The organism is Methylocystis sp., assembly GCF_050251305.1.
GTDB lineage: Bacteria > Pseudomonadota > Alphaproteobacteria > Rhizobiales > Beijerinckiaceae > Methylocystis.
Genome location: NZ_JBFWNB010000002.1, coordinates 126828 through 144437 on the forward strand (window position 1 = coordinate 126828; position 17610 = coordinate 144437).

Consider the following 17610-nt stretch of genomic DNA (forward strand, 5'->3'; position numbering starts at 1 on the left):
TGGCGAGATGGCCGACGACAATATTTCAGAGCGCCGCCGCCGAAAGGGCCTGATCGCGCGCATGAGCGGCGCGCCCCGCCATGTGAGCATTCCGGTCGGCGTGGGTCTGATCGTCGGCGGAACCATACTTGCGCCGCTTCCCATCTTCGGCGTGTGGATGGTGCCGGTCGGCCTCGCGATCCTGGCGCCGCATTCGCCGCGCGCCCGCAGGCTATCGCGGCGCATCCACCGGTGGTCGCTGAAGGCCCTGCGCTGGTCCATACGCAACGGCTTCGTCCGCGTGAAGACGCGCACGCGCGCGGGCGATCAGGCGGACTCGCCGCCCTCAGACGACGTCTGAGAATCGCTCTTTGGCGCGCGGTCGCCCATCAGACGCTCTTCATAAGAGATCGACCAGTCGACCAGCGCGCGCCAAAGGTTGAGCGCGACCTCGACCGAAAGAGCCTCCCGTCTGGCGACGCCAAGCACATGCGCCAGCACTTCGTCGACGCGCTCAGGGACATTGGCGGGAACGCCAAGCGCAGGTTTGATCCGCGCCGCGCGCTCGATCTGTCGTTGCCGCTTCGCCAAGAGGACGACGAGCTCTTCGTCCAGTTCATCGATCAAGCGGCGCACGTCGGACATTTCATCCTGCAGCGTCTGCTGCGAACGTTCCGCAATGTCCTTCTCAGCGCCTGGCGTCGTCATCATCGGGCCTCGCGCCACCACGGCTGCGGAAGTTCGATCTTCGGCGCGGCCTGTTCAATCGCCGCGGCGAGCGAAAACAGCGTCTCTTCGTCGAATGCTTTGCCGATGAGTTGCAGTCCCAACGGCAAGCCGTTCGTCGCGAGCCCGCCGGGGACGGCGACGCCGGGCAGACCGGCCATATTCACTGTAACGGTGAACACGTCGTTGAGATACATCTCGACGGGATCGGCGGCGCCCTTCTCTCCCTGCGCGAAGGCGGTCGAAGGCGTCGCCGGCGTCAGGACCGCGTCGATCCCAGATGCGAAGACCTCGTCAAAGTCGCGCTTGATCAGGCTGCGCACTTTCTGCGCGCGAAGATAGTAGGCGTCGTAATAGCCGGCGGAGAGCACATAGGTGCCGATCATGATGCGCCGCCTCACTTCCGAACCAAAACCGGCGGCGCGCGTCCTTTCGTACATATCTATGATGTCGCGGCCCTGCTCGCGGCGACCGTACCGCACGCCGTCGTAGCGCGCGAGATTGGACGACGCCTCCGCCGGCGCGATGATGTAATATGTCGGCAAGGCGTAGCGCGTATGCGGCAGCGAGATTTCGACGATCTCGGCGCCCGCGTCCTTCAGCCAAGCGGCGCCCTTATCCCATAACTCGGCGATCTCCGCCGACATTCCCTCGAGGCGGTATTCCTTCGGCACGCCGATGCGACGTCCTTTGACCGATGCGCCGACGGCGGCTTCATAGTCCGGCACCGGCGCATTGACGCTGGTCGTGTCCTTCGGATCGTGGCCCGCCATCGATCTGAGCATGATCGCCGCGTCGCGCACCGTGCGGGTGATCGGGCCCGCCTGATCGAGCGACGAGGCGAAGGCGACGATGCCCCAGCGCGAGCAGCGGCCGTAGGTCGGCTTGACGCCGACAGTGCCGGTGAAGGCTGCGGGCTGACGGATCGAGCCGCCGGTGTCGGTCGCGGTCGCGCCGAGGCAAAGATGCGCCGCCACAGCCGCCGAGGAGCCGCCCGACGAACCGCCGGGCACAATCTTCGCGGCAAGGTCGGCGGCGCGCCGCCAAGGCGAAACGACCGGACCGAAAGCGCTCGTTTCGTTCGACGAACCCATCGCGAATTCGTCCAGATTGAGCTTGCCGAGCATGACGGCGCCGTCGCCGAGAAGATTGGCGGACACCGTCGATTCATATGTCGGCGTGAAGTCGTCGAGAATTCGGCTCGCCGCCGTCGTTCTCACGCCCTTGGTGCAGTAGAGATCCTTTATGCCGAGCGGCAGCCCTTCGAGCGCGCGCGCGTCGCCGCGGGCGAGACGCGCGTCGCTCTCGCGCGCCTGGGTCAATGCGCGTTCCGGCGTTTCCGTTATGAAGCAGTTCAACGCGCGCGCCGTCTCGATCGCGTCGATATGCGCCTGCGCCAACTCAACGGCGGAGATCTGCTTTGCATTGAGAGCGTCGCGCGCCTCGGCCAATGAAAGATGCGTGGGATCGGACATTTGTCCCTTTAATCTCTGAATCGCCGCATGCGCCGCGGCTGCGCGGAATCGCTATTCGATCACTTTGGGCACGACGAAATAATGATCCTCGCGCAAGGGCGCGTTGGCGAGAATCTCTTCCGCGATGCCGCCGTCCGTGACGAGGTCGGCGCGCTTCTTCATTTGCATCGGCAAGGCCGACGTTAGCGGTTCGACGCCATCGACGTCGACCGTGCTCAGCGTCTCGACGAAAGCGAGAATGGCGTTGAGTTCGCCGCCGAGGCGCTCGACCTCGCTGTCTTCGATGGCGATGCGCGAGAGATGGGCGATCCGGCGGACGGTCGCAGAGTCAACGGACATCTAGGGCTCCGCAAGAAAGGTATCGAGGCGCTATAGCGCCTGACCTTTCGCGGCGCAATGTTGGGCGAACCGATCACAGGCGGAAAAAGGAGCGCGCCACGCCGCGGAGTTTGCGGAAGGCGTATGGCGTGCTAGCGAAAGCGCGGTGACCATGCGCGCGACGAGCCTCGAAGAATTGGCGGCGTTTCTGCCCCCCAAGGGCCGTCTGATGGGCCTGGATCTCGGGACAAAGACGATCGGACTGGCGCTTTCTGACGTCGAGCGGCGGCTGGCGTCGCCGCTCGATACGATCAGCCGAGCGAAATTTGCTCAGGACTCCGCGGCCTTGCTCAAACGGGCGGCCGATTTTGAGGTCTGCGCGCTCGTCGTCGGGCTGCCGCTCAATATGGACGGCACGGAGGGGCCGCGCGCGCAGGCGACGCGCGCCTTCATGCGCAATCTGTCGAAGTTGGCGTCCCCGCCCTTCGCTTTCTGGGACGAACGCCTGTCCACGGCGGCCGTGACGCGCGAATTGATCGCGCAGGACGCCTCGCGCGCCAAACGCGCCGAAGTCGTGGATCGAATGGCGGCGGCCTATATCCTGCAGGGCGCGCTTGACCGACTGAAACGACTGTAAGCCGCCATTATCAAAAGCTATTACAACTTATAATGGAATTTTTTTCTTGACAGGGGTAAGGCATAGTGGAAGAAAACCATAAGAAAGTCTGATGCTTAACGAATTACGAACCGCCCCGTGGACCGTGGAGATTGACAGCGATGCCCCGGCCGGACGCCACTCAAAAAACTTCCAATGCGCCCCGCGGAACCGCCGCCGAAAACGCCAAAGCCAATGAAGAAGCGGCGTCAATCGCGTCATACATCGCGGATATGGCGGACGAAATGGCGAAACTCGCTGGTCGCTGCGACATGCCCATGCTGAGCTATTTTCTGACTTTGGCGCGCGCTGAGGCTGACATGCGGGCGCGCGAACTCGGCGGCTATCCGATCGATCGCTCCGCCTAGATTACAACTTAAAGTTGTATAACAGCGAAACGCTGTTGGCGCCGTGGCGCTGCAGGCGTCCCTCAATGTCGAGTTCGACGAGCACCCCCTGCACCTCCGGCGCAGTCAGTCCGGCGACGCGGATGAGATCGTCGATCGCGATCGGCGCGGGTCCGAGCAGGCCGAGGATGATCTCATGCGCGTCAGGGTGAGGCGCGGCGGCGTTCGGCGCGCCACCCTCGAGATCGGCGGCGCAATCCGCTGGCGGGCTCGGCGCCGAAAAGCGCTTTGGAGCCGGTCTCTCCTCAAACGCGGAGTCCTCAGCGCCGGAGAACAGATCCAGTTCGTCGATGAGAATTTCCTCGCCCTCGAGCGAGTCGTCGTCGAACAGATTCTTGCGCGCCGGCGCGCCGGCGTTTTCGGCGAGGACCGAGATCACGTCCTCGGGACGCGCGCATAAGGTCGCGCCCTGACGGATCAGATCGTTGACGCCTTCGGCGCGCGGATCGAGCGGCGAGCCTGGAACGGCGAAAACCTCCCTGCCCTGCTCATTTGCGAATCGCGCCGTGATCAGCGAGCCGGAACGGCGCGCCGCCTCGACCACGATCGTGCCGCGGCTGAGTCCGGAAATGATCCGGTTTCTGCGCGGAAAATCGCGGCCGCGCGGCTCCCACTCGATCGGCATTTCAGAGACGATCAGTCCGCGTTCGGCGATCGCCTCCATCAGTTGCGCATGTTCTGACGGATAGGGGCGCGCGTGGCCGCCCGCCAGCACGGCGATCGTTCCGGTTTCGAGCGTGGCGCGATGCGCGACGGCGTCGACGCCGCGCGCGAGACCCGAGACGACGACGTAGTTTTCCGCCGCAAGGCTGCGCGCGAGACGTTCAGCGAAGGCGAGGCCTGCGGCCGAAGCATTGCGCGAGCCGACGATCGCGACGCTGTCGCGCTGCGCGGTCCAGGAGGAGCCTCGCACGGCGATCAGCGGCGGGGCGTCGGCGATTTCGCGCAGCAGCGGCGGATAGTCCGGATCGCCGGTGGTGATCAGGCGCACGCCCAGCGCGCGCGCCGCGTCAATTTCGCGCAGCGCCTCTTCGCGCGTGGCGATGCGAATCGTCCTGCCCCGCAGCGACCGCGCGGCGAGGGACGGCAGGGCGTCAAGCGCCGCGCCGGCGCCGCCAAACCGATTGATGAGCTGTCGGAAGGTGCGGGGTCCGACGTTTTCGCTGCGTATGAGCCTCAGCCAGTCGATGAGCTGCGCATCGCTCAATCGCCCTGGCGAGGCATCGCTCACGCCTTCTGTCCTATGCGGGTCTCGGTGCCGGCGCGCAGCCGAGCGATATTTTCGCGATGTCTGTAGAAGACGATTGCGGCCATCGCCGCCACGAAAAGGGCTTCGGCTCGATGGCCGAGCAGGAAGAGAGCGACGGGCGCCGCCACGCTCGCGGTCAGCGCGCCGAGCGACGAATAGCGCGACAGCGCCGCCGCAGACAGCCAGACCACGCAAAAGATCAGCGCGGCCGGCCAGCTCAGGCCAAAAAGCACGCCAAGAAAGGTTGCCACGCCCTTGCCGCCCTTAAAATGCAGCCAGACAGGCGCAATATGTCCGATGAACGCCGCAAGCCCGGCGATCATGCCGCCCTCGGGCGAGAGCGATGCGCCAATGAGAACCGCCGCCACGCCCTTCAGCCCGTCGAGCAGCAGCGTCGCCGCCGCCAGGTCCTTTCGACCGGTGCGCAGGACATTGGTCGCGCCGATATTGCCGGAGCCGATCGAGCGCAGGTCGGTCGTGCCCGCCAGGCGCGTCAGCAACAGACCGAAAGGTATGGAGCCGAGCAGATATCCGATTGAAAGGGCGGCAAGGTCGGAAAGGATAGGGGTCATTCGCTAAAACGCGATACTTCTCGACGGCGAAAGGCTCGGTGATGCTAAAGTAGGCGCTACTGCGCCGCAATAAGCGTTTTTGATCCCGATCGCTCCGACGACTTTCGGCGCTCAGTGCGGCCCTCCCGCCCCTTTGCCACGGAAATCGCTTCCCGGACGCGCCGGCGACAAAATCGGCGCATCGCATTTTTGTGCGTGAGGCGCTAAGAAAGCCAAAAAATCAGGGTTGATATGACTGAGCAACGCAGGCCGCGCCCACGGGCTTTCCGCCTTGACGGCGACCAGACGGTCACCGCCAAGCCGACGCCGCGGACCGATGAGGGCGGAAGGTCGTCCGTCGAGGTCGTCGAGCCGGAGTTTGACATTTTCGCCCGCGAGGCCGCGCAGATCGCCGACGGCATGACCGGAGACGAGGCCGCCGTCGAAGCCGCGCAGGCGAACGGCATGCTGCGCCGCTACGTCTTCTCGTGGGGCGGCGTCTTCGTGTCGGCCGTCAGCGGTCTTTTATCCTTAGCCCTGATGATGTGGATCTGGGGGATCGTCGAAGACCTGTTCCGCCACTCGGCCATTCTTGGAATGGTTGGACTGGGGCTCGCGGGACTGGCGGCGGTCGCGGCCATTATCACCGCCATGCGCGAGTTTCGCGCGATCGGCCGGCAGAATCGCATCGCCAAGCTGCATGCGGCGCTCGCCGAGGCGCATGCAAGCGACGACGGGAAAGCTGCGCGCGAACGCGTCGGCGAACTTTGCGAGCTCTATGAGCATCGTCCGAACACCGGCCGGGCGCGCGCGCTGCTCAACGACTATCTGAAGCAGATTATCGATGGACGCGATTTGATTACGCTCGCCGAGCGCAATCTCGTCGCGCCGCTCGACGACGAGGCGCGGCGCGCGATCGCCAGCGCCGCCAAACGCGTCTCCGTGGTGACGGCGATCAGCCCGCGGGCGCTCCTCGACGTCCTGTTTGTCGTCGGCCAGGCCATCGTGCTGATGCGAAAAATCGCGGAGATCTACGGCGGAAGACCGGGACTTTTCGGCTTCTTCAAGCTCGCCCGCTCGGTCGGCGCCCATCTCGCCATCACCGGCGGCATGGCGGTCGGCGACTCGATCCTTCAGCAGGCGCTGGGCCACGGAATCGCCTCGCGCATTTCGGCAAAACTCGGCGAGGGCGTGCTAAATGGACTTCTCACCGCGCGAGTCGGCCTGTCCGCCATGGCCGTCTGCCGACCGACGCCGTTCATCGCCGAGAAGCAGCCGGGCGTCAGCGACGTCGCGCCTTTTCTTTTTCGCGGCGACGCGACAAAGAGCTAATTCGAGTTGGAAGCAGCAGGCTTGAAGATCACCACCTGGAACATCAACTCCGTGCGGCTGCGCCTGCCGCTCGTCGCCGAATTCCTCAAGAGCCGCGCGCCGGACGTGCTTTGTCTGCAGGAGACGAAATGTCGGGACGCCGAGTTCCCGATGAAGGATCTCCAAGCGCTCGGCTATCAGCATATCGCGATCAACGGCCAGAAGGGCTACCACGGGGTGGCGGTCGTTTCGAAGCGGCCGTTGCGCTTCGTCGAAAAGCGCGACTTCTGCGAAAAGGGCGACGCGCGCCACATTTGCGTGGAGATCGACGCGGCGAGCGGCCCGATCTCGCTGCACAATTTCTACGTGCCCGCAGGCGGCGACGAGCCCGACGTCGAGATCAATCCGAAGTTCCAGCACAAGCTGGATTTCCTTGACGAAATGCGCGACTGGATCACGACCGAGGGCGTCGCGCGCGGCCGCGTGGTGCTGGTCGGAGATCTGAATGTCGCGCCGCTCGAACATGACGTGTGGAGCCATAAGGCGCTGCTCAAAGTCGTGAGTCATACGCCGGTCGAAGTTGAAAAGCTGACGGAGGTGTTCCGCGCCGGCGCATGGATCGACGCCATGCGGCACTTCGTTCCCCAGGAAGAAAAGCTTTATACTTGGTGGAGCTATCGCGCCGCCGATTGGCAGGCGTCCAACCGGGGACGCCGGCTCGATCATATTCTGGTGAGCGAAGCGCTGGGCGGCGGGCTGAAGCGTCTTGACGTGCTACGCGACGCGCGCAACTGGACGCGCCCGTCCGACCATGTGCCGGTGACGGTCGAACTGTCTGACTAACTGCGGAAAAGGATCGGGAGGCGAAACGGCGGCATGATCGCGCGCGATCTGATGAACAGCGACTTCCCTTACGTAACGGCGGACGCAGACCTCGATTATGTGGCGAAACTTCTCGCCGATTGCGGCCTGGGCGCCGTGCCGGTGGTCGACGACGACCTGTCGCCGATCGGCATCGTGACGCGCAGCAATCTCGAAGAGTCGCGATCGCAGCCTCTGCCCGAGTTGGGCGCCATTCCGGCATTCCTGCTGCGCAACAGGCCAAAGACCGTATTTCACGCCAATGGGCGCGCGTTGCGCGAAGTCATGACGACTCCGGCGATATCGATCCCGGACGTCGCGAAAGTTCCCGATGTCGCAAAGATCATGGAGAGCCACAGCCTCAAGCGGATTCCAGTCGTCGAAGGCCATAAGATCATCGGCCTCCTCCTGCGCAAGGAAGTCATGGAGGCGATGGCGGGAGGTTTTGCGGCGATGGCGCTGGAGGCGCATCGGCGCGGTCCGCTGATCTCGATTCCGCAGCAGCCCGGCGACCGCTGTGCCGTCGCGACGGCGCAGGAATTTCGCGAGCTCGTCGCCGCGCATGAGCGAGCGCTCGAACAGGAGCGCGTCGAACTTCGTCATGCGGCGGCCGAGCTGCGCGATCAACGCATTCGCGACCTTGCAAGTCAGCGGCTGACGGACGCCCAATGGCGCGAGATGCTGGAACAGGCGCGCCGCAGCGCGGCGTCAGGTCTGACGGAACATGTGCTGATCCGCTTCCCGTCGCAGCTTTGCACGGACGGCGGCCGCGCGATCAATGCGCCGGACCCCCGTTGGCCGGAGACTCTGCGCGGCGAGCCGGCCGACGTTTTCCGGCGCTGGCGCAACGAATTGCACCCGCGTGGTTTCCGCATCGCCGCCCAAATCGTCGACTTCCCGGAAGGTATGCCGGGCGACGCCGCGCTGTTCCTGATGTGGCCCACCGGCAATTGAGCGGCGGTCAGCCGCCGCCGACGCCGGTTTCCGCGCGCAGCGCGGCAAGCGAAGGATAACGCCGCGCGGCACCGCCCTCGGTCTGCACTTCGACCGAACCGTCAGAGAACATCACATAGTCCGCCCCGCCGGCCGTGTAACGGTCGACTTCCACCGGCGGCTTCAGCGCCGTCGCGGGCCGCTGTTGCGGCGGCCGCGCCTCTCCGCGCGCGTCTTCAGCGGATTCGGGAGCGGCGGACTCCATCACGACCAACTCGGGCGTCGCGGAGCCTTTTTCGGCGATGCGCCCGAGGACGCCGATCGTCCGCCCGAGCGCGATCGTGACGACGCCGCCCGAGACCGCCGTGGCGCCCGCAATGAAGAGGCTCCAACCGCGCTCGAGCTGAATGTAATCCCACCCGGCCCACATCGCATACGCGCCTGAAAGCGCAAGCGCGAGCCCGAGGAAGATGACGCCCAGGCCATAACGTCTCATCGTCATCCTTCGTGTGTGTGTCCGGTCGGGAACCTACCACAGGGCATGCTGACCGCCACATGAACTGCGCCGGACGCGCCGACGGCGATCGCCCGGGCGAACGGCCCGAAGATTGCAGCGTAACGCGGTTGCGGACGAGCCGCGCGTCCTTGTCGCCAAAAAGCGAACATAGCGCAGCCGTTTGCGGGCGCCGCGATATTGCCGCATGCGACGCGCGGGTCTAGTTAAGCGCGTGCAGCTGAGGCTGACAGGCTACGCTCGTCTAAACCTTTTCGGGAGAGAATAATGTCCTTCACGCTGGAAGACCTGCCTTATCCATATGACGCTCTGCAGCCTTATCTTTCGCGCGAATCGTTCGAATACCACCACGACAAGCATCACGCGACCTATGTCACCAACGCCAATAATCTGGTCAAGGGCACGGAATATGAAGGCAAGCCGATCGAAGAAGTGATCGCCACCGCCTATAACCGCAACATGCCCATCTTCAACAACGTCGCCCAGCACTACAACCATCACCATTATTGGAAATGGATGAAACCGAACGGCGGCGGCGCGATTCCCGGAAAGGTGGAAAAAGCCATCATCGAGTCCTTCGGCTCAGTCGATAAATTCCGCGAAGAGTTCCAGAAGGAAGGCCTCGGCCAATTCGGCTCCGGCTGGATATGGCTGGAGTTGAAGGATGGAAAAGTCGCCGTCCGCAAGACGCCGAACGCCGAGAATCCGCTGATCCACGGCGCGGCGCCAATCCTCGTCGCCGACGTCTGGGAACACTCCTATTACATCGACTATCGCAATCGTCGCGCCGATTACCTCAAGGCGTTCCTCGACCATCTCGTCAACTGGGAGCATGTCGAGGAAATGTTCGACGCGGCGTCATAAGCCTTTCTCGATTTTCGCGCGGCGCGCCTCATCCGCGCGCCGCGTTTTTTTTGCATTGTGAATGATAGTGCGGCGAGCGGCGGAAGCGCCGCAAAGGCCAGCACGGCCGCCGCGGCAGTCGAATTTTGCTATTGCCGTCGCGCCGCTTCGAAAGCCGTTGGCGTCCTCGTCTAATTCTGCGTGGCGACATTCAGCGGATAGGTCCCCGGCCGCGGCGCATCGCTATCCTATGCGCGCGCGTGGTCGCCAACATGAGAACCACAGCCACGCCGAAATCGGCCCGGTCGGCGTCCATCTGCTGAACGGTCATGTCGGCGGCGGCGAGCGCGCCATCTTGTTGGCGCGCTCGAAAAATTGCGCGCCGGCGGGAATTGCGCAGAGCGCGACGTTCGTGATCGCGGCGACCTGCAGGCGAAAGCGCAGGATCGGCTTCCATCGCGGCTCGATGAGCCGCTCAGCGGCGATCAGTTCGCGGCGATTTTCGGCTGCGATTCGACGATTCGCTTCAGGTCGGCGAGGCCTCGATCGAACTGCCCGCCGAGCGCCTTGTCGATATTCAAAAATCTGTACATCGCCTTGCCGACGAATTCATGATGGCCGGACATCGCCCAGGTGACTTCCGTTGCGCTCTCGCCCAGAGGCTTGAGATCGAATTGCACGTCGTGCCGGGCCTTGAAGGGCTTGGTGAAGTCGAGCTTGATGCGAATGCGTTCGCCTTGGCGGCTCTCGACGATTTCCATCTTGCCGACGCCGACCTGCTTGTTGCCTGACCAGGCGTATGTCGCGCCGTAGCCTTGCGGCGTTCCTCCGTATTCGGTCTTCATATTGGGATCGAGTTTCGCCCAGGGCGACCAGTCGACCCAATCGTGGAAGTCGTTGATGTGGCGGAAGATGACTTCCGGCGGCGCGTCGATCACAGTCGAGCGCGCAATGCGGAAGTCGTCGGGCAGAAAGGAAACATAGGCGATCAGAGCGCTGACGAGGGCGAGGAAAAAGAGCGCGAAGATTGTCATGATGCAGGTCTCCGGCAAAGAGTTGGCGTCCGTCGGCCAATGCCCGCCGGACCGCCATTCAGTTCCGCGCTTCCCGCGCCGAGGCTTCGCTTCCTTGCTTGGCGAAGCGCTCGCGCACGACCCGCCGCCTGGCGCTCGGCGTCAGTTTAGAACGGCGCGCGCAATGCGCAACGAATCATCCGGCTAGGCGAGGCTTCCGCAGAAGGCCTGGATTTTCCTGCAAGCGTCTTCGAGCAGCGCGTTGGATGCGGCGTAAGAGACGCGGAAGTTCGGCCCGACCCCGAAGGCCGAGCCATGAACCACCGCGACGCCCTGCGTCCCCAGAAGCTCCGTCACGAAGTCCTCGTCGGATTCGATGACCTTCCCTTCCGGGGTTTTGCGTCCGATCGCCTCTGCGCAGGAGGGAAATACGTAGAACGCCCCTTCCGGCGTCGGACATTTCAGATATTTCGCCTGATTGAGCATCGACACGACGAGGTCGCGTCGCTCCTGGAAGGCGTGGCGGAACACGGCGAGGTGGTCTTGAGGCCCTTCGAGCGCCTCCACCGCCGCCCATTGCGCGATCGAACAGGCGCCCGACGTCTGCTGGCCCTGTAGCAGGTCCATGGCCTTGATCAGGGCGCTGGGCCCCGCCGCATAGCCGATGCGCCAGCCGGTCATGGCGTAGGCCTTCGACACCCCGTTCATGGTGAGCGTCCGCTCCATCAGCGCCGGCTCGACCTGAGCCGGCGTGACGAATTTGAAATCGCCATAGACGAGGTGCTCGTAGATGTCGTCGGTCAGGACATGCACCTGCGGATGACGCAGCAGAACGTCGGTGACCTTCTTCATTTCGTCGAAACTATAGGCCGCGCCGGACGGATTTGACGGCGAGTTCAGCACCAGCCACTTGGTGTTCGGCGTTATCGCCCGCTCCAGCGCCTCGGGCTGCAGCTTGAAACCGTCCTCCATCCGCGTGTCGACGACGACTGTCGTTCCGCCGCAGATCGCCACCATCTCCGGATAGCTGACCCAATAGGGCGCCGGGATGATGACTTCGTCGCCCGGGTTGAGCGTCGCAAGAAAAGCGTTGAACAGGATATGCTTGCCGCCGGTGGCGACGATCGTGTCAGCGGCCTTGTAGTCCAAGTTGTTTTCGCGCTTGAATTTTCTTGCGACCGCCTCCCGCAGTTGCGGGATTCCAAGCACCGGCGGATAGCGCGTCTCGCCGCGGTCGATCGCCGCTTTTCCGGCCGCGCGGATGTGTTCGGGCGTATCGAAATCCGGCTCGCCGACGGAGAGGCTGATCACCTCCCTGCCCTGCGCGCGCAAGTCGCGCGCCTTCTGCGTCACAGCAATGGTCGCTGAGGGCTTCACGCGCGACAGGGCGTTGGCGAGGAAAGTCATTGCAGTAGAGTTCCTGCGGAGGGGATAGTGCGCCGCACCATAATTTGCGCGTCGCAACGCCGCAATGAGATTTGTGAAGCGGCGGGCGTTGAGCAGGCCCGTCGAAAGACCGAAGCGCTTAACCATTCGGCGCAGTATCGCGACGGGGAATTTGGATCGGCCGATCGCGCGAGGCCATGGCGCCGACGCGATCGTCAGCTCTGCTGCATTCGATTTTTCTGAAGGGAAAACAAGGCGCTGCGAAAACGCTTGCCCAATCGGCTCTGTGAGTCTTGCTAAAGTTTGTCGAATCAATATTACGCGCAGTTAATCTTCTTTCGCGCACTTCTTAAAAATTTATAAAATTTCTGAATTTTCATGCAACTTTTTCACCGCATCCTCGTTTCTATCTTGAGAACGCGGCGACGCGAGTCAATCGCGCGCGTGCCTTGGGGAGAGGCGCAAGCGTTACAAAGGGCGAATGCGAGAGGATCAGGAAAAATGTCGCTCGTTGACAAATTTGAAGATCAGATGGAGCCCGCGTTCACACGGAGCTTTGACAGGGATTCGGCGCGTCGCCAGTTTAGAGTTTCACTCTTGCTTGTCGCCGCGATGGCGGTGGCTGCGTTTGTTCTTGGCTTCGCCCTGCCGATTAACGCCCCCGGGCAGAAGGCCACGCCGGTGGCGACCGATGGCGGCGTATTTGCGGGCCGGCTGGTGACGATCGACCGCTGAGCCCCCTCAGACTGCCGAACGTTAAAATAGCGCGCGTCGATTGACGCGCGCATTTTTTTCCGGCCGCCGCTTTCCGCACGCCGTCTTCCACGAGTCGCCGAAAAAGCGGCCGGCGGCCGCAGCCGCCGGCTGAATTCACAGTGACGTCACCGTCACTGCTGCTAAATCACTTCTTTTCCATGTGATGCTCGTGATGGGCCGGAACGCTTTCCTTCGGTCCGGCCGAGTCCTGTCCATGCGCCTTCTGCCAGCGCTCCATGGCCTCGGCGTCATGCGCATGGGCCGCATCCGGCGCATCGATAGCCGCATCGATGACCACTTCGCCGGCCTTTTCGAAGACAAGCGTCATCTCCAGGCCCCAGCCAACCTCAAGATGCTTCTTGATGTCCAGGAGCGTCACATAAGCGCCGCCCGGCGCAAGCGTGACTTTCGACTTCGGCGGCAGGACGACCGGCGTGATGAGGTCCAGCTTTTTGGGATCGCCGTGGATCTCCGCCTTGCCGAACTTCTCCGACTTGACCGCGATCAGCTTGTCGGCGGTCGCGCCGTTGTTGTGCAGCATCGCAAAGAACTGAGCCTTGTTGTCGCCATCGACCGGCGCGCGAAGCCAGGGATGCTCGACTTTCAGGTCGCCGACGTCATATTCATGCGCCGCTGCGGAGCCGCGCAGGGCGAAGAGCCCGAGCGCCGAGCCCGTCAGCAGTGTTCCGCCGGTCAGCAAAAATTCGCGCCGCTTTAGCATCGTGCCTCTCCCTTTCTACGCCGGACTTCTATTAGCCGGCCTCGTAGCTTCATGACCAAGGGGGCGCTCAACAGATACCGTCGCGCCGCCCTTGCGCTTGCGACAATCTGCCCGCTAATGCGAATGCAGATTGATCTCGATCAAGGGTTCACGTGCGAATTCGGAGACGAGAGCCGACAGTTTCTGGGCATTCCCATTGTCGGGCGTGAATGTGCGGAAACGCGCGCGAATGTAGCCGGAACGATCGACGAGGAAATGCGCTTCCTCGATTTCCTCTGACGGCGTTTCATTAGGGTAGCGATTGATCACCGAATAGGCGACCTCGACCGACTTCGGATGAACGGCCTCCCGACCCTTCGCGTCCTGGGGACAGGCGGCGTCGTAGATCGTCACATGATTGGCGCCCGCGGTTTTTGTCGCCTCATGCGCCAATTTCACGCTCGCGGCGTGACTCTGGGGATCCACGCTTACGGCGCTGGCCTGCGGATCGCTGGCGGCCGCGCCGCAGCGCGCGAAGGAGATCAGCGTCGGCACGCCGCGCAGCCTGTAGAGCGATGTCACCTCCTCCTCGGGATCGACCAGCGCGAAATCGGGCGCGATCAGCCATTGGATCATGGCCTGAGGACTCATGAAGCGCGAACGATTTGAATAGGAGATCATCAGCAGAAAGTTGATGACGTCCCACCGATCGTCGACATCGAGCTGCTCGCCAAACGCCGGCATGACGCCGCTCTGGCCGCCATGCGTGAGCCAGTGAAAGATATCGCCGATCGTATGCGTGCCGACGTGCGGGGCCGTCAAATCGGCGGGCTGCACGAGGATGCCCTTATCATTCTTGAGATCTTTGGCGAGCGGACCATTGCCCTCGCCCTGCGCGCCATGGCAGCCGACGCAATTCTCCTTGAAATGATCCAGCCCGCGCGACACGGATTCGGCGGTATAGTCCTGGGTCGGATCGTCATAGGTGTCGGTATAAGCCTCTGTCGCAAACGACACGGCGAGCGCGAGCAACGCGACGACGGAGACCGCCGGCGTCGCATAGAGACGGTATTCCCGCGTCTTTGGAGTCCACCAGATCAGCGCCGCGACGACCGCGAGAATGACGCCGCCAACGCCCCACCACCAGATGGCGCTGAACATCGCCGGGTTCTGTCCCCAGGTCGCATCGTAGGACAGCCGAAACGGCAGCGGCCAATACAGGCTGGTCTCATGCGCGGCCGGCGTAATGACCGCGATATAGCCGGCGATCGAAAGCAGCGCGAGCGCGAAGACCGACTCGCCCGCGCCGATCTTGCTGTACCAAGTGACGTCGAATTCGCCTTCCGGGCGTCGCGTGATGTAACGCGCGAGCGCCAGCGCCGCGAGCAGAACGCCGCACAAGAAGACGAGCTTCAGCGTCAGTAGTCGGCCGTAAGGCGTCGCGAGCATATTGGGAATGCTGCCGACGTTCTCCCAGGCGATCGCGATTCCGCTGATCGCGACGATCGCCATGGCGATTTTCGCGATGAACGACCACCGCTCGGCAAGCTCGGCCGCAACCTCCGGCGGCTTGCCATGCGCGGTGAACATCCACCAGACAAGGCCCAGCAGGCCGCCGAGCCAAGTGAGGCCGGCCGCCGTATGGAGAAGGAAGCTCGCCTGCGTCCAGCGCGGCAAACCATCGTCGACGGCGTGGCCGGTCACCGAAACGACCGCCACAAGGATGATGCCGACCCACAGCGTCACGCGTTCAAGCATTTCAGAGGCGACGAAGAGACGCGCCACTGTGAGACCCGCGAAGAGGAACGCGATCAGCTGCGTCGCGATCCAGGCGTTCCCGACCGTCGTGTTGGAGGCGAACGCGACAAGCGCGTTGAATTCGACAGGCTTATCGGCCGGAAAGATCGAGAGCGCCGTGACATAGAGCAGAGCGAAGCCCAGAACCGCGCGCATGAGCGCCAGCGCTGCGACGGCGGGCTTGAACCGCGCGCCGTCTTCGCCAATGAGACGCGGCAGCAGCAAAAGTCCGACGGCGAGCGCCGAGGGAAGGCTCAGAAGGAAGCGGATCGCCGCTAGGGAGAGATACATTTTCGTTCGCCGATGTCCTCTGGCGCTGATCTCCTATGCTCGCGCGCGGATGCGAGAAACGCGCAGCCTCCCGCGTAAGCATAGCCGCAAGCAGATCATTTGCCCGATTGCGCTTATTTCGCGTCGACAGTGAACTCGTAGTTCCCCTCGACGATGTGACCATCGCTCGAGAGCACGCGGTAGCGCACGATATATTTGCCGGGCGCGAGTTCCGGCGCCTCCGCCGCCAACTCCCGCGGCTTGCCGGGGACAGCGCTATTGCCTTCGCCGAGCACCTTTCCGTCGGGCGTCTCTACGGTGATCTTCGAATATGGCGGCTCGACTCCGCCGCCAAAACGCAGCTTGATCGTCTTCGGCGGCGCCGCCACATGCTCCTTCGACGACGGCGTGGCGTCGACCAGGAAGGAGTGCGCGAGCGCCGGCGTCGCCGCAACCGCCGCTATGGCGATGGCGAAAACCCCGCCGACGGCGAAACCGAGCGCTGCGCGACGTCGCGTCCGCGCCTGCGAACTCTTGTCAGCATAAGTCATGGCGTCTCCCCCGGAGGCGTTGCGCCTCCTTTTTTCTTGAGATGTTTACCCGGGACGCCGCGTTCAAGACGCGGCGGCGCCGGCGGGATCCTTCTTCTTTGAACTCGGGTGGGTGTGTCTCCAATATACGAAAACGATTCCGGCGATGAGCACCGTTCCGGCGATCTGAGGCACCCATGCCCACAGGGTCTCTCCGACCGTGAATTTGAACTGCGACGTCTCCTGTGTGCCGTCTGCGCGGGTCAAAGTCACCAGCCCGATGTAATGGCCATCATTCTTGAAATCATGTTCAAGGTTGAAGGTGCCCTTGGTGTATTTGGTCGCCGGACGATAGACCTCCGTCAGCGCCTCGAGATCGGTGTCCTTGGTGATCGGCGTCAGCGGATCGCGAATGATCCGCAGTTCGAGCGGCAGATCGCGGAACGCGGGATTTTCGATGTCGAACACCAGAATCGTCGGGCCGGACGTCGGAATTTCGGCGCAATATTCGCTGCGCGATTTGCCCGGTTGATAGGCCGTGATGTGGATCATGTCATAGCCGAACATGACCATGCACATATTGCCCATCGTCATGGCTTCCGGACCCGCACCGCCCTCTGCGCGCAACGGCGTGGTGAACGCCAGCGACAAAAGCGCGCCAAGAACTACGCCTGCGAGCCTACGCCAATTCTTCATTTCCATCCCTCGATCGATGATGTTTCCAGAGCTGTCGCTCTTGCTGGCGACGATTGCATGACCCGCATCTTCTATAGCGGATTTTCGGCACTCGGCTCCACTTGTTATCGCCAATGCATGGCTGCGCCGCCCGAAGCTGAACCTACTTTTGACAAATGACACAAATTGACGCGAGCGAAAACGGCCATCCAATTTGCGTCGAAAGGACGCACCACCTCGTTGATTCAACCGTCAAAGGCAATGCCGCGCCCTATCTCGCGCCGCATTGCGCAAGACGTTGCGCCGCACGTCTCGAGGAGTTGAAAATCGGAGAGGGCCACGAGGGAATGCCTGCCACGCGTATCGCGACTGCGGCGACGCAAAACGCGCGTCGCGCGCCGCGCAAAAAAGAAACCCCCGGTCTTTTGGACCGGGGGCTTTTGTCGGTAGTCGGCAGTTCGCTTAGGGCATGTCGCCGGCGACGAACTTCGGAATGACCGGACCGCCGATTTCAGCCGCGAAGCGGCGTCCCGACGGCGAGAAGAACATCAGCAGGCCGCCGATCTGGCTGTCGGTGTCGTAAGCCAGGTCAGACAGACGCTCGATGTCCCAACGCGCGTCCTGCACCTTCACGGCGATTTCCTTCGTCTCGCCCGGCGCG

21 protein-coding genes are annotated in these 17610 nt (G+C 63.1%); 8 read left to right on the top strand and 13 right to left on the bottom strand.

Translation table 11 applies throughout. From position 1 onward, the window contains the following. Positions 1-7 precede the first annotated feature (7 nt). A complete protein-coding gene (locus tag AB7F41_RS01510; protein WP_428384857.1) occupies positions 8-340 on the top strand; it encodes a PGPGW domain-containing protein in 333 nt (110 codons plus the stop codon). Here AB7F41_RS01510 and AB7F41_RS01515 read toward each other — a convergent pair. The 3 genes from AB7F41_RS01515 to gatC are packed head-to-tail and all read right to left on the bottom strand — an operon-like array spanning position 307 to position 2519. Continuing rightward, entirely contained in the window at positions 307-690 is a 384-nt protein-coding gene (locus AB7F41_RS01515; protein WP_428384855.1) for a chorismate mutase, read from the bottom strand. The two genes, AB7F41_RS01510 and AB7F41_RS01515, sit on opposite strands and share 34 nt — an antisense overlap. After that, positions 687-2180: an Asp-tRNA(Asn)/Glu-tRNA(Gln) amidotransferase subunit GatA gene (gene gatA, locus AB7F41_RS01520; RefSeq protein WP_428406416.1), complete on the bottom strand. Its 1494-nt coding sequence runs from the start codon at positions 2178-2180 to the stop codon at positions 687-689. Before gatA ends, AB7F41_RS01515 begins: the two co-directional genes overlap by 4 nt. Before the next feature lie 51 nt (positions 2181-2231). After that, positions 2232-2519 carry an Asp-tRNA(Asn)/Glu-tRNA(Gln) amidotransferase subunit GatC gene (gatC, locus tag AB7F41_RS01525; RefSeq protein ID WP_428385717.1) on the bottom strand — a complete coding sequence of 96 codons (288 nt, stop codon included), beginning with the start codon at positions 2517-2519 and terminating at the stop codon, positions 2232-2234. Positions 2520-2670: 151 nt separating this feature from the next. Here gatC and ruvX point away from each other — a divergent pair, with 151 nt between their 5' ends. After that, positions 2671-3135, top strand: coding sequence for a Holliday junction resolvase RuvX (gene ruvX / locus AB7F41_RS01530; RefSeq protein WP_428385720.1), 465 nt, complete (start codon positions 2671-2673; stop codon positions 3133-3135). Between the two features lie 263 nt (positions 3136-3398). Then, on the top strand, positions 3399-3521 hold the full coding sequence (locus AB7F41_RS01535) for a hypothetical protein (protein ID WP_428385715.1): 123 nt from the start codon (positions 3399-3401) through the stop codon (positions 3519-3521). A gap of 1 nt (position 3522) precedes the next feature. On the opposite strand, the gene dprA is transcribed toward AB7F41_RS01535, so the two are convergent. Both dprA and plsY read right to left on the bottom strand, forming a co-directional pair. After that, entirely contained in the window at positions 3523-4791 is a 1269-nt protein-coding gene (dprA, locus tag AB7F41_RS01540) for a DNA-processing protein DprA (RefSeq protein ID WP_428385713.1), read from the bottom strand. Continuing rightward, positions 4788-5381 (bottom strand): glycerol-3-phosphate 1-O-acyltransferase PlsY, encoded by a 594-nt coding sequence (gene plsY, locus AB7F41_RS01545; RefSeq protein WP_428385711.1) that lies wholly within the window; start codon positions 5379-5381, stop codon positions 4788-4790. The genes dprA and plsY overlap by 4 nt, the downstream gene beginning before the upstream one ends. A 231-nt stretch (positions 5382-5612) precedes the next feature. Here plsY and AB7F41_RS01550 point away from each other — a divergent pair, with 231 nt between their 5' ends. From AB7F41_RS01550 to AB7F41_RS01560, 3 genes are read left to right on the top strand one after another with little or no spacing between them, the layout of a single operon-like run. Continuing rightward, positions 5613-6692 (top strand): YcjF family protein, encoded by a 1080-nt coding sequence (locus tag AB7F41_RS01550; RefSeq protein WP_428385710.1) that lies wholly within the window; start codon positions 5613-5615, stop codon positions 6690-6692. Positions 6693-6713: 21 nt separating this feature from the next. Then, positions 6714-7514: an exodeoxyribonuclease III gene (locus AB7F41_RS01555; RefSeq protein WP_428385708.1), complete on the top strand. Its 801-nt coding sequence runs from the start codon at positions 6714-6716 to the stop codon at positions 7512-7514. A 33-nt stretch (positions 7515-7547) separates the two neighbouring features. Continuing rightward, positions 7548-8486, top strand: coding sequence for a CBS domain-containing protein (locus tag AB7F41_RS01560; protein ID WP_428385706.1), 939 nt, complete (start codon positions 7548-7550; stop codon positions 8484-8486). 7 nt (positions 8487-8493) lie between these two features. Here AB7F41_RS01560 and AB7F41_RS01565 read toward each other — a convergent pair whose 3' ends face one another. After that, a complete protein-coding gene (locus tag AB7F41_RS01565) occupies positions 8494-8961 on the bottom strand; it encodes a hypothetical protein (RefSeq protein ID WP_428385704.1) in 468 nt (155 codons plus the stop codon). Between the two features lie 285 nt (positions 8962-9246). On the opposite strand from AB7F41_RS01565, the gene AB7F41_RS01570 reads away from it, so the two are divergent. Then, positions 9247-9843 (top strand): superoxide dismutase, encoded by a 597-nt coding sequence (locus tag AB7F41_RS01570; protein ID WP_428406417.1) that lies wholly within the window; start codon positions 9247-9249, stop codon positions 9841-9843. A gap of 464 nt (positions 9844-10307) precedes the next feature. Here AB7F41_RS01570 and AB7F41_RS01575 read toward each other — a convergent pair whose 3' ends face one another. Next, on the bottom strand, positions 10308-10856 hold the full coding sequence (locus AB7F41_RS01575; RefSeq protein ID WP_428385700.1) for an SRPBCC family protein: 549 nt from the start codon (positions 10854-10856) through the stop codon (positions 10308-10310). A 183-nt stretch (positions 10857-11039) separates the two neighbouring features. Continuing rightward, a complete protein-coding gene (locus AB7F41_RS01580; RefSeq protein WP_428385698.1) occupies positions 11040-12242 on the bottom strand; it encodes a pyridoxal phosphate-dependent aminotransferase in 1203 nt (400 codons plus the stop codon). A 480-nt stretch (positions 12243-12722) separates the two neighbouring features. Between AB7F41_RS01580 and AB7F41_RS01585 the strand changes: the two genes are divergently transcribed. Then, complete coding sequence (locus AB7F41_RS01585) at positions 12723-12956, top strand: hypothetical protein (protein WP_428385696.1); 234 nt, start codon at positions 12723-12725, stop codon at positions 12954-12956. Positions 12957-13122: 166 nt separating this feature from the next. Here AB7F41_RS01585 and AB7F41_RS01590 read toward each other — a convergent pair whose 3' ends face one another. The 5 genes from AB7F41_RS01590 to AB7F41_RS01610 all read right to left on the bottom strand — a co-directional run. Beyond that, complete coding sequence (locus AB7F41_RS01590) at positions 13123-13698, bottom strand: copper chaperone PCu(A)C (RefSeq protein ID WP_428385694.1); 576 nt, start codon at positions 13696-13698, stop codon at positions 13123-13125. Positions 13699-13812: 114 nt separating this feature from the next. Further along, a complete protein-coding gene (locus AB7F41_RS01595) occupies positions 13813-15765 on the bottom strand; it encodes a CopD family protein (RefSeq protein WP_428385692.1) in 1953 nt (650 codons plus the stop codon). Positions 15766-15878: 113 nt separating this feature from the next. Next, positions 15879-16295: a copper resistance CopC family protein gene (locus tag AB7F41_RS01600; protein ID WP_428385691.1), complete on the bottom strand. Its 417-nt coding sequence runs from the start codon at positions 16293-16295 to the stop codon at positions 15879-15881. Between the two features lie 63 nt (positions 16296-16358). Continuing rightward, positions 16359-16970 carry a hypothetical protein gene (locus tag AB7F41_RS01605; protein ID WP_428385689.1) on the bottom strand — a complete coding sequence of 204 codons (612 nt, stop codon included), beginning with the start codon at positions 16968-16970 and terminating at the stop codon, positions 16359-16361. Between the two features lie 441 nt (positions 16971-17411). Then, positions 17412-17610 (bottom strand): methane monooxygenase/ammonia monooxygenase subunit B (locus AB7F41_RS01610; RefSeq protein WP_428385687.1); only part of this gene is annotated, 199 nt, incomplete at its 5' end.

Bases quoted from the DNA above. Each gene is read 5' to 3' on its own strand.
- gatC (WP_428385717.1), bottom strand. From the start codon at position 2,519: ATGTCCGTTGACTCTGCGACCGTCCGCCGGATCGCCCATCTCTCGCGC.
- AB7F41_RS01595 (WP_428385692.1), bottom strand. From the start codon at position 15,765: ATGTATCTCTCCCTAGCGGCGATCCGCTTCCTTCTGAGCCTTCCCTCG.
- AB7F41_RS01585 (WP_428385696.1), top strand. From the start codon at position 12,723: ATGTCGCTCGTTGACAAATTTGAAGATCAGATGGAGCCCGCGTTCACA.
- AB7F41_RS01590 (WP_428385694.1), bottom strand. From the start codon at position 13,698: ATGCTAAAGCGGCGCGAATTTTTGCTGACCGGCGGAACACTGCTGACG.
- plsY (WP_428385711.1), bottom strand. From the start codon at position 5,381: ATGACCCCTATCCTTTCCGACCTTGCCGCCCTTTCAATCGGATATCTG.
- AB7F41_RS01560 (WP_428385706.1), top strand. From the start codon at position 7,548: ATGATCGCGCGCGATCTGATGAACAGCGACTTCCCTTACGTAACGGCG.
- ruvX (WP_428385720.1), top strand. From the start codon at position 2,671: ATGCGCGCGACGAGCCTCGAAGAATTGGCGGCGTTTCTGCCCCCCAAG.
- AB7F41_RS01570 (WP_428406417.1), top strand. From the start codon at position 9,247: ATGTCCTTCACGCTGGAAGACCTGCCTTATCCATATGACGCTCTGCAG.
- AB7F41_RS01600 (WP_428385691.1), bottom strand. From the start codon at position 16,295: ATGACTTATGCTGACAAGAGTTCGCAGGCGCGGACGCGACGTCGCGCA.
- AB7F41_RS01580 (WP_428385698.1), bottom strand. From the start codon at position 12,242: ATGACTTTCCTCGCCAACGCCCTGTCGCGCGTGAAGCCCTCAGCGACC.
- AB7F41_RS01515 (WP_428384855.1), bottom strand. From the start codon at position 690: ATGATGACGACGCCAGGCGCTGAGAAGGACATTGCGGAACGTTCGCAG.
- AB7F41_RS01575 (WP_428385700.1), bottom strand. From the start codon at position 10,856: ATGACAATCTTCGCGCTCTTTTTCCTCGCCCTCGTCAGCGCTCTGATC.
- AB7F41_RS01605 (WP_428385689.1), bottom strand. From the start codon at position 16,970: ATGAAGAATTGGCGTAGGCTCGCAGGCGTAGTTCTTGGCGCGCTTTTG.
- AB7F41_RS01565 (WP_428385704.1), bottom strand. From the start codon at position 8,961: ATGAGACGTTATGGCCTGGGCGTCATCTTCCTCGGGCTCGCGCTTGCG.
- AB7F41_RS01550 (WP_428385710.1), top strand. From the start codon at position 5,613: ATGACTGAGCAACGCAGGCCGCGCCCACGGGCTTTCCGCCTTGACGGC.
- gatA (WP_428406416.1), bottom strand. From the start codon at position 2,180: ATGTCCGATCCCACGCATCTTTCATTGGCCGAGGCGCGCGACGCTCTC.
- AB7F41_RS01535 (WP_428385715.1), top strand. From the start codon at position 3,399: ATGGCGAAACTCGCTGGTCGCTGCGACATGCCCATGCTGAGCTATTTT.
- AB7F41_RS01510 (WP_428384857.1), top strand. From the start codon at position 8: ATGGCCGACGACAATATTTCAGAGCGCCGCCGCCGAAAGGGCCTGATC.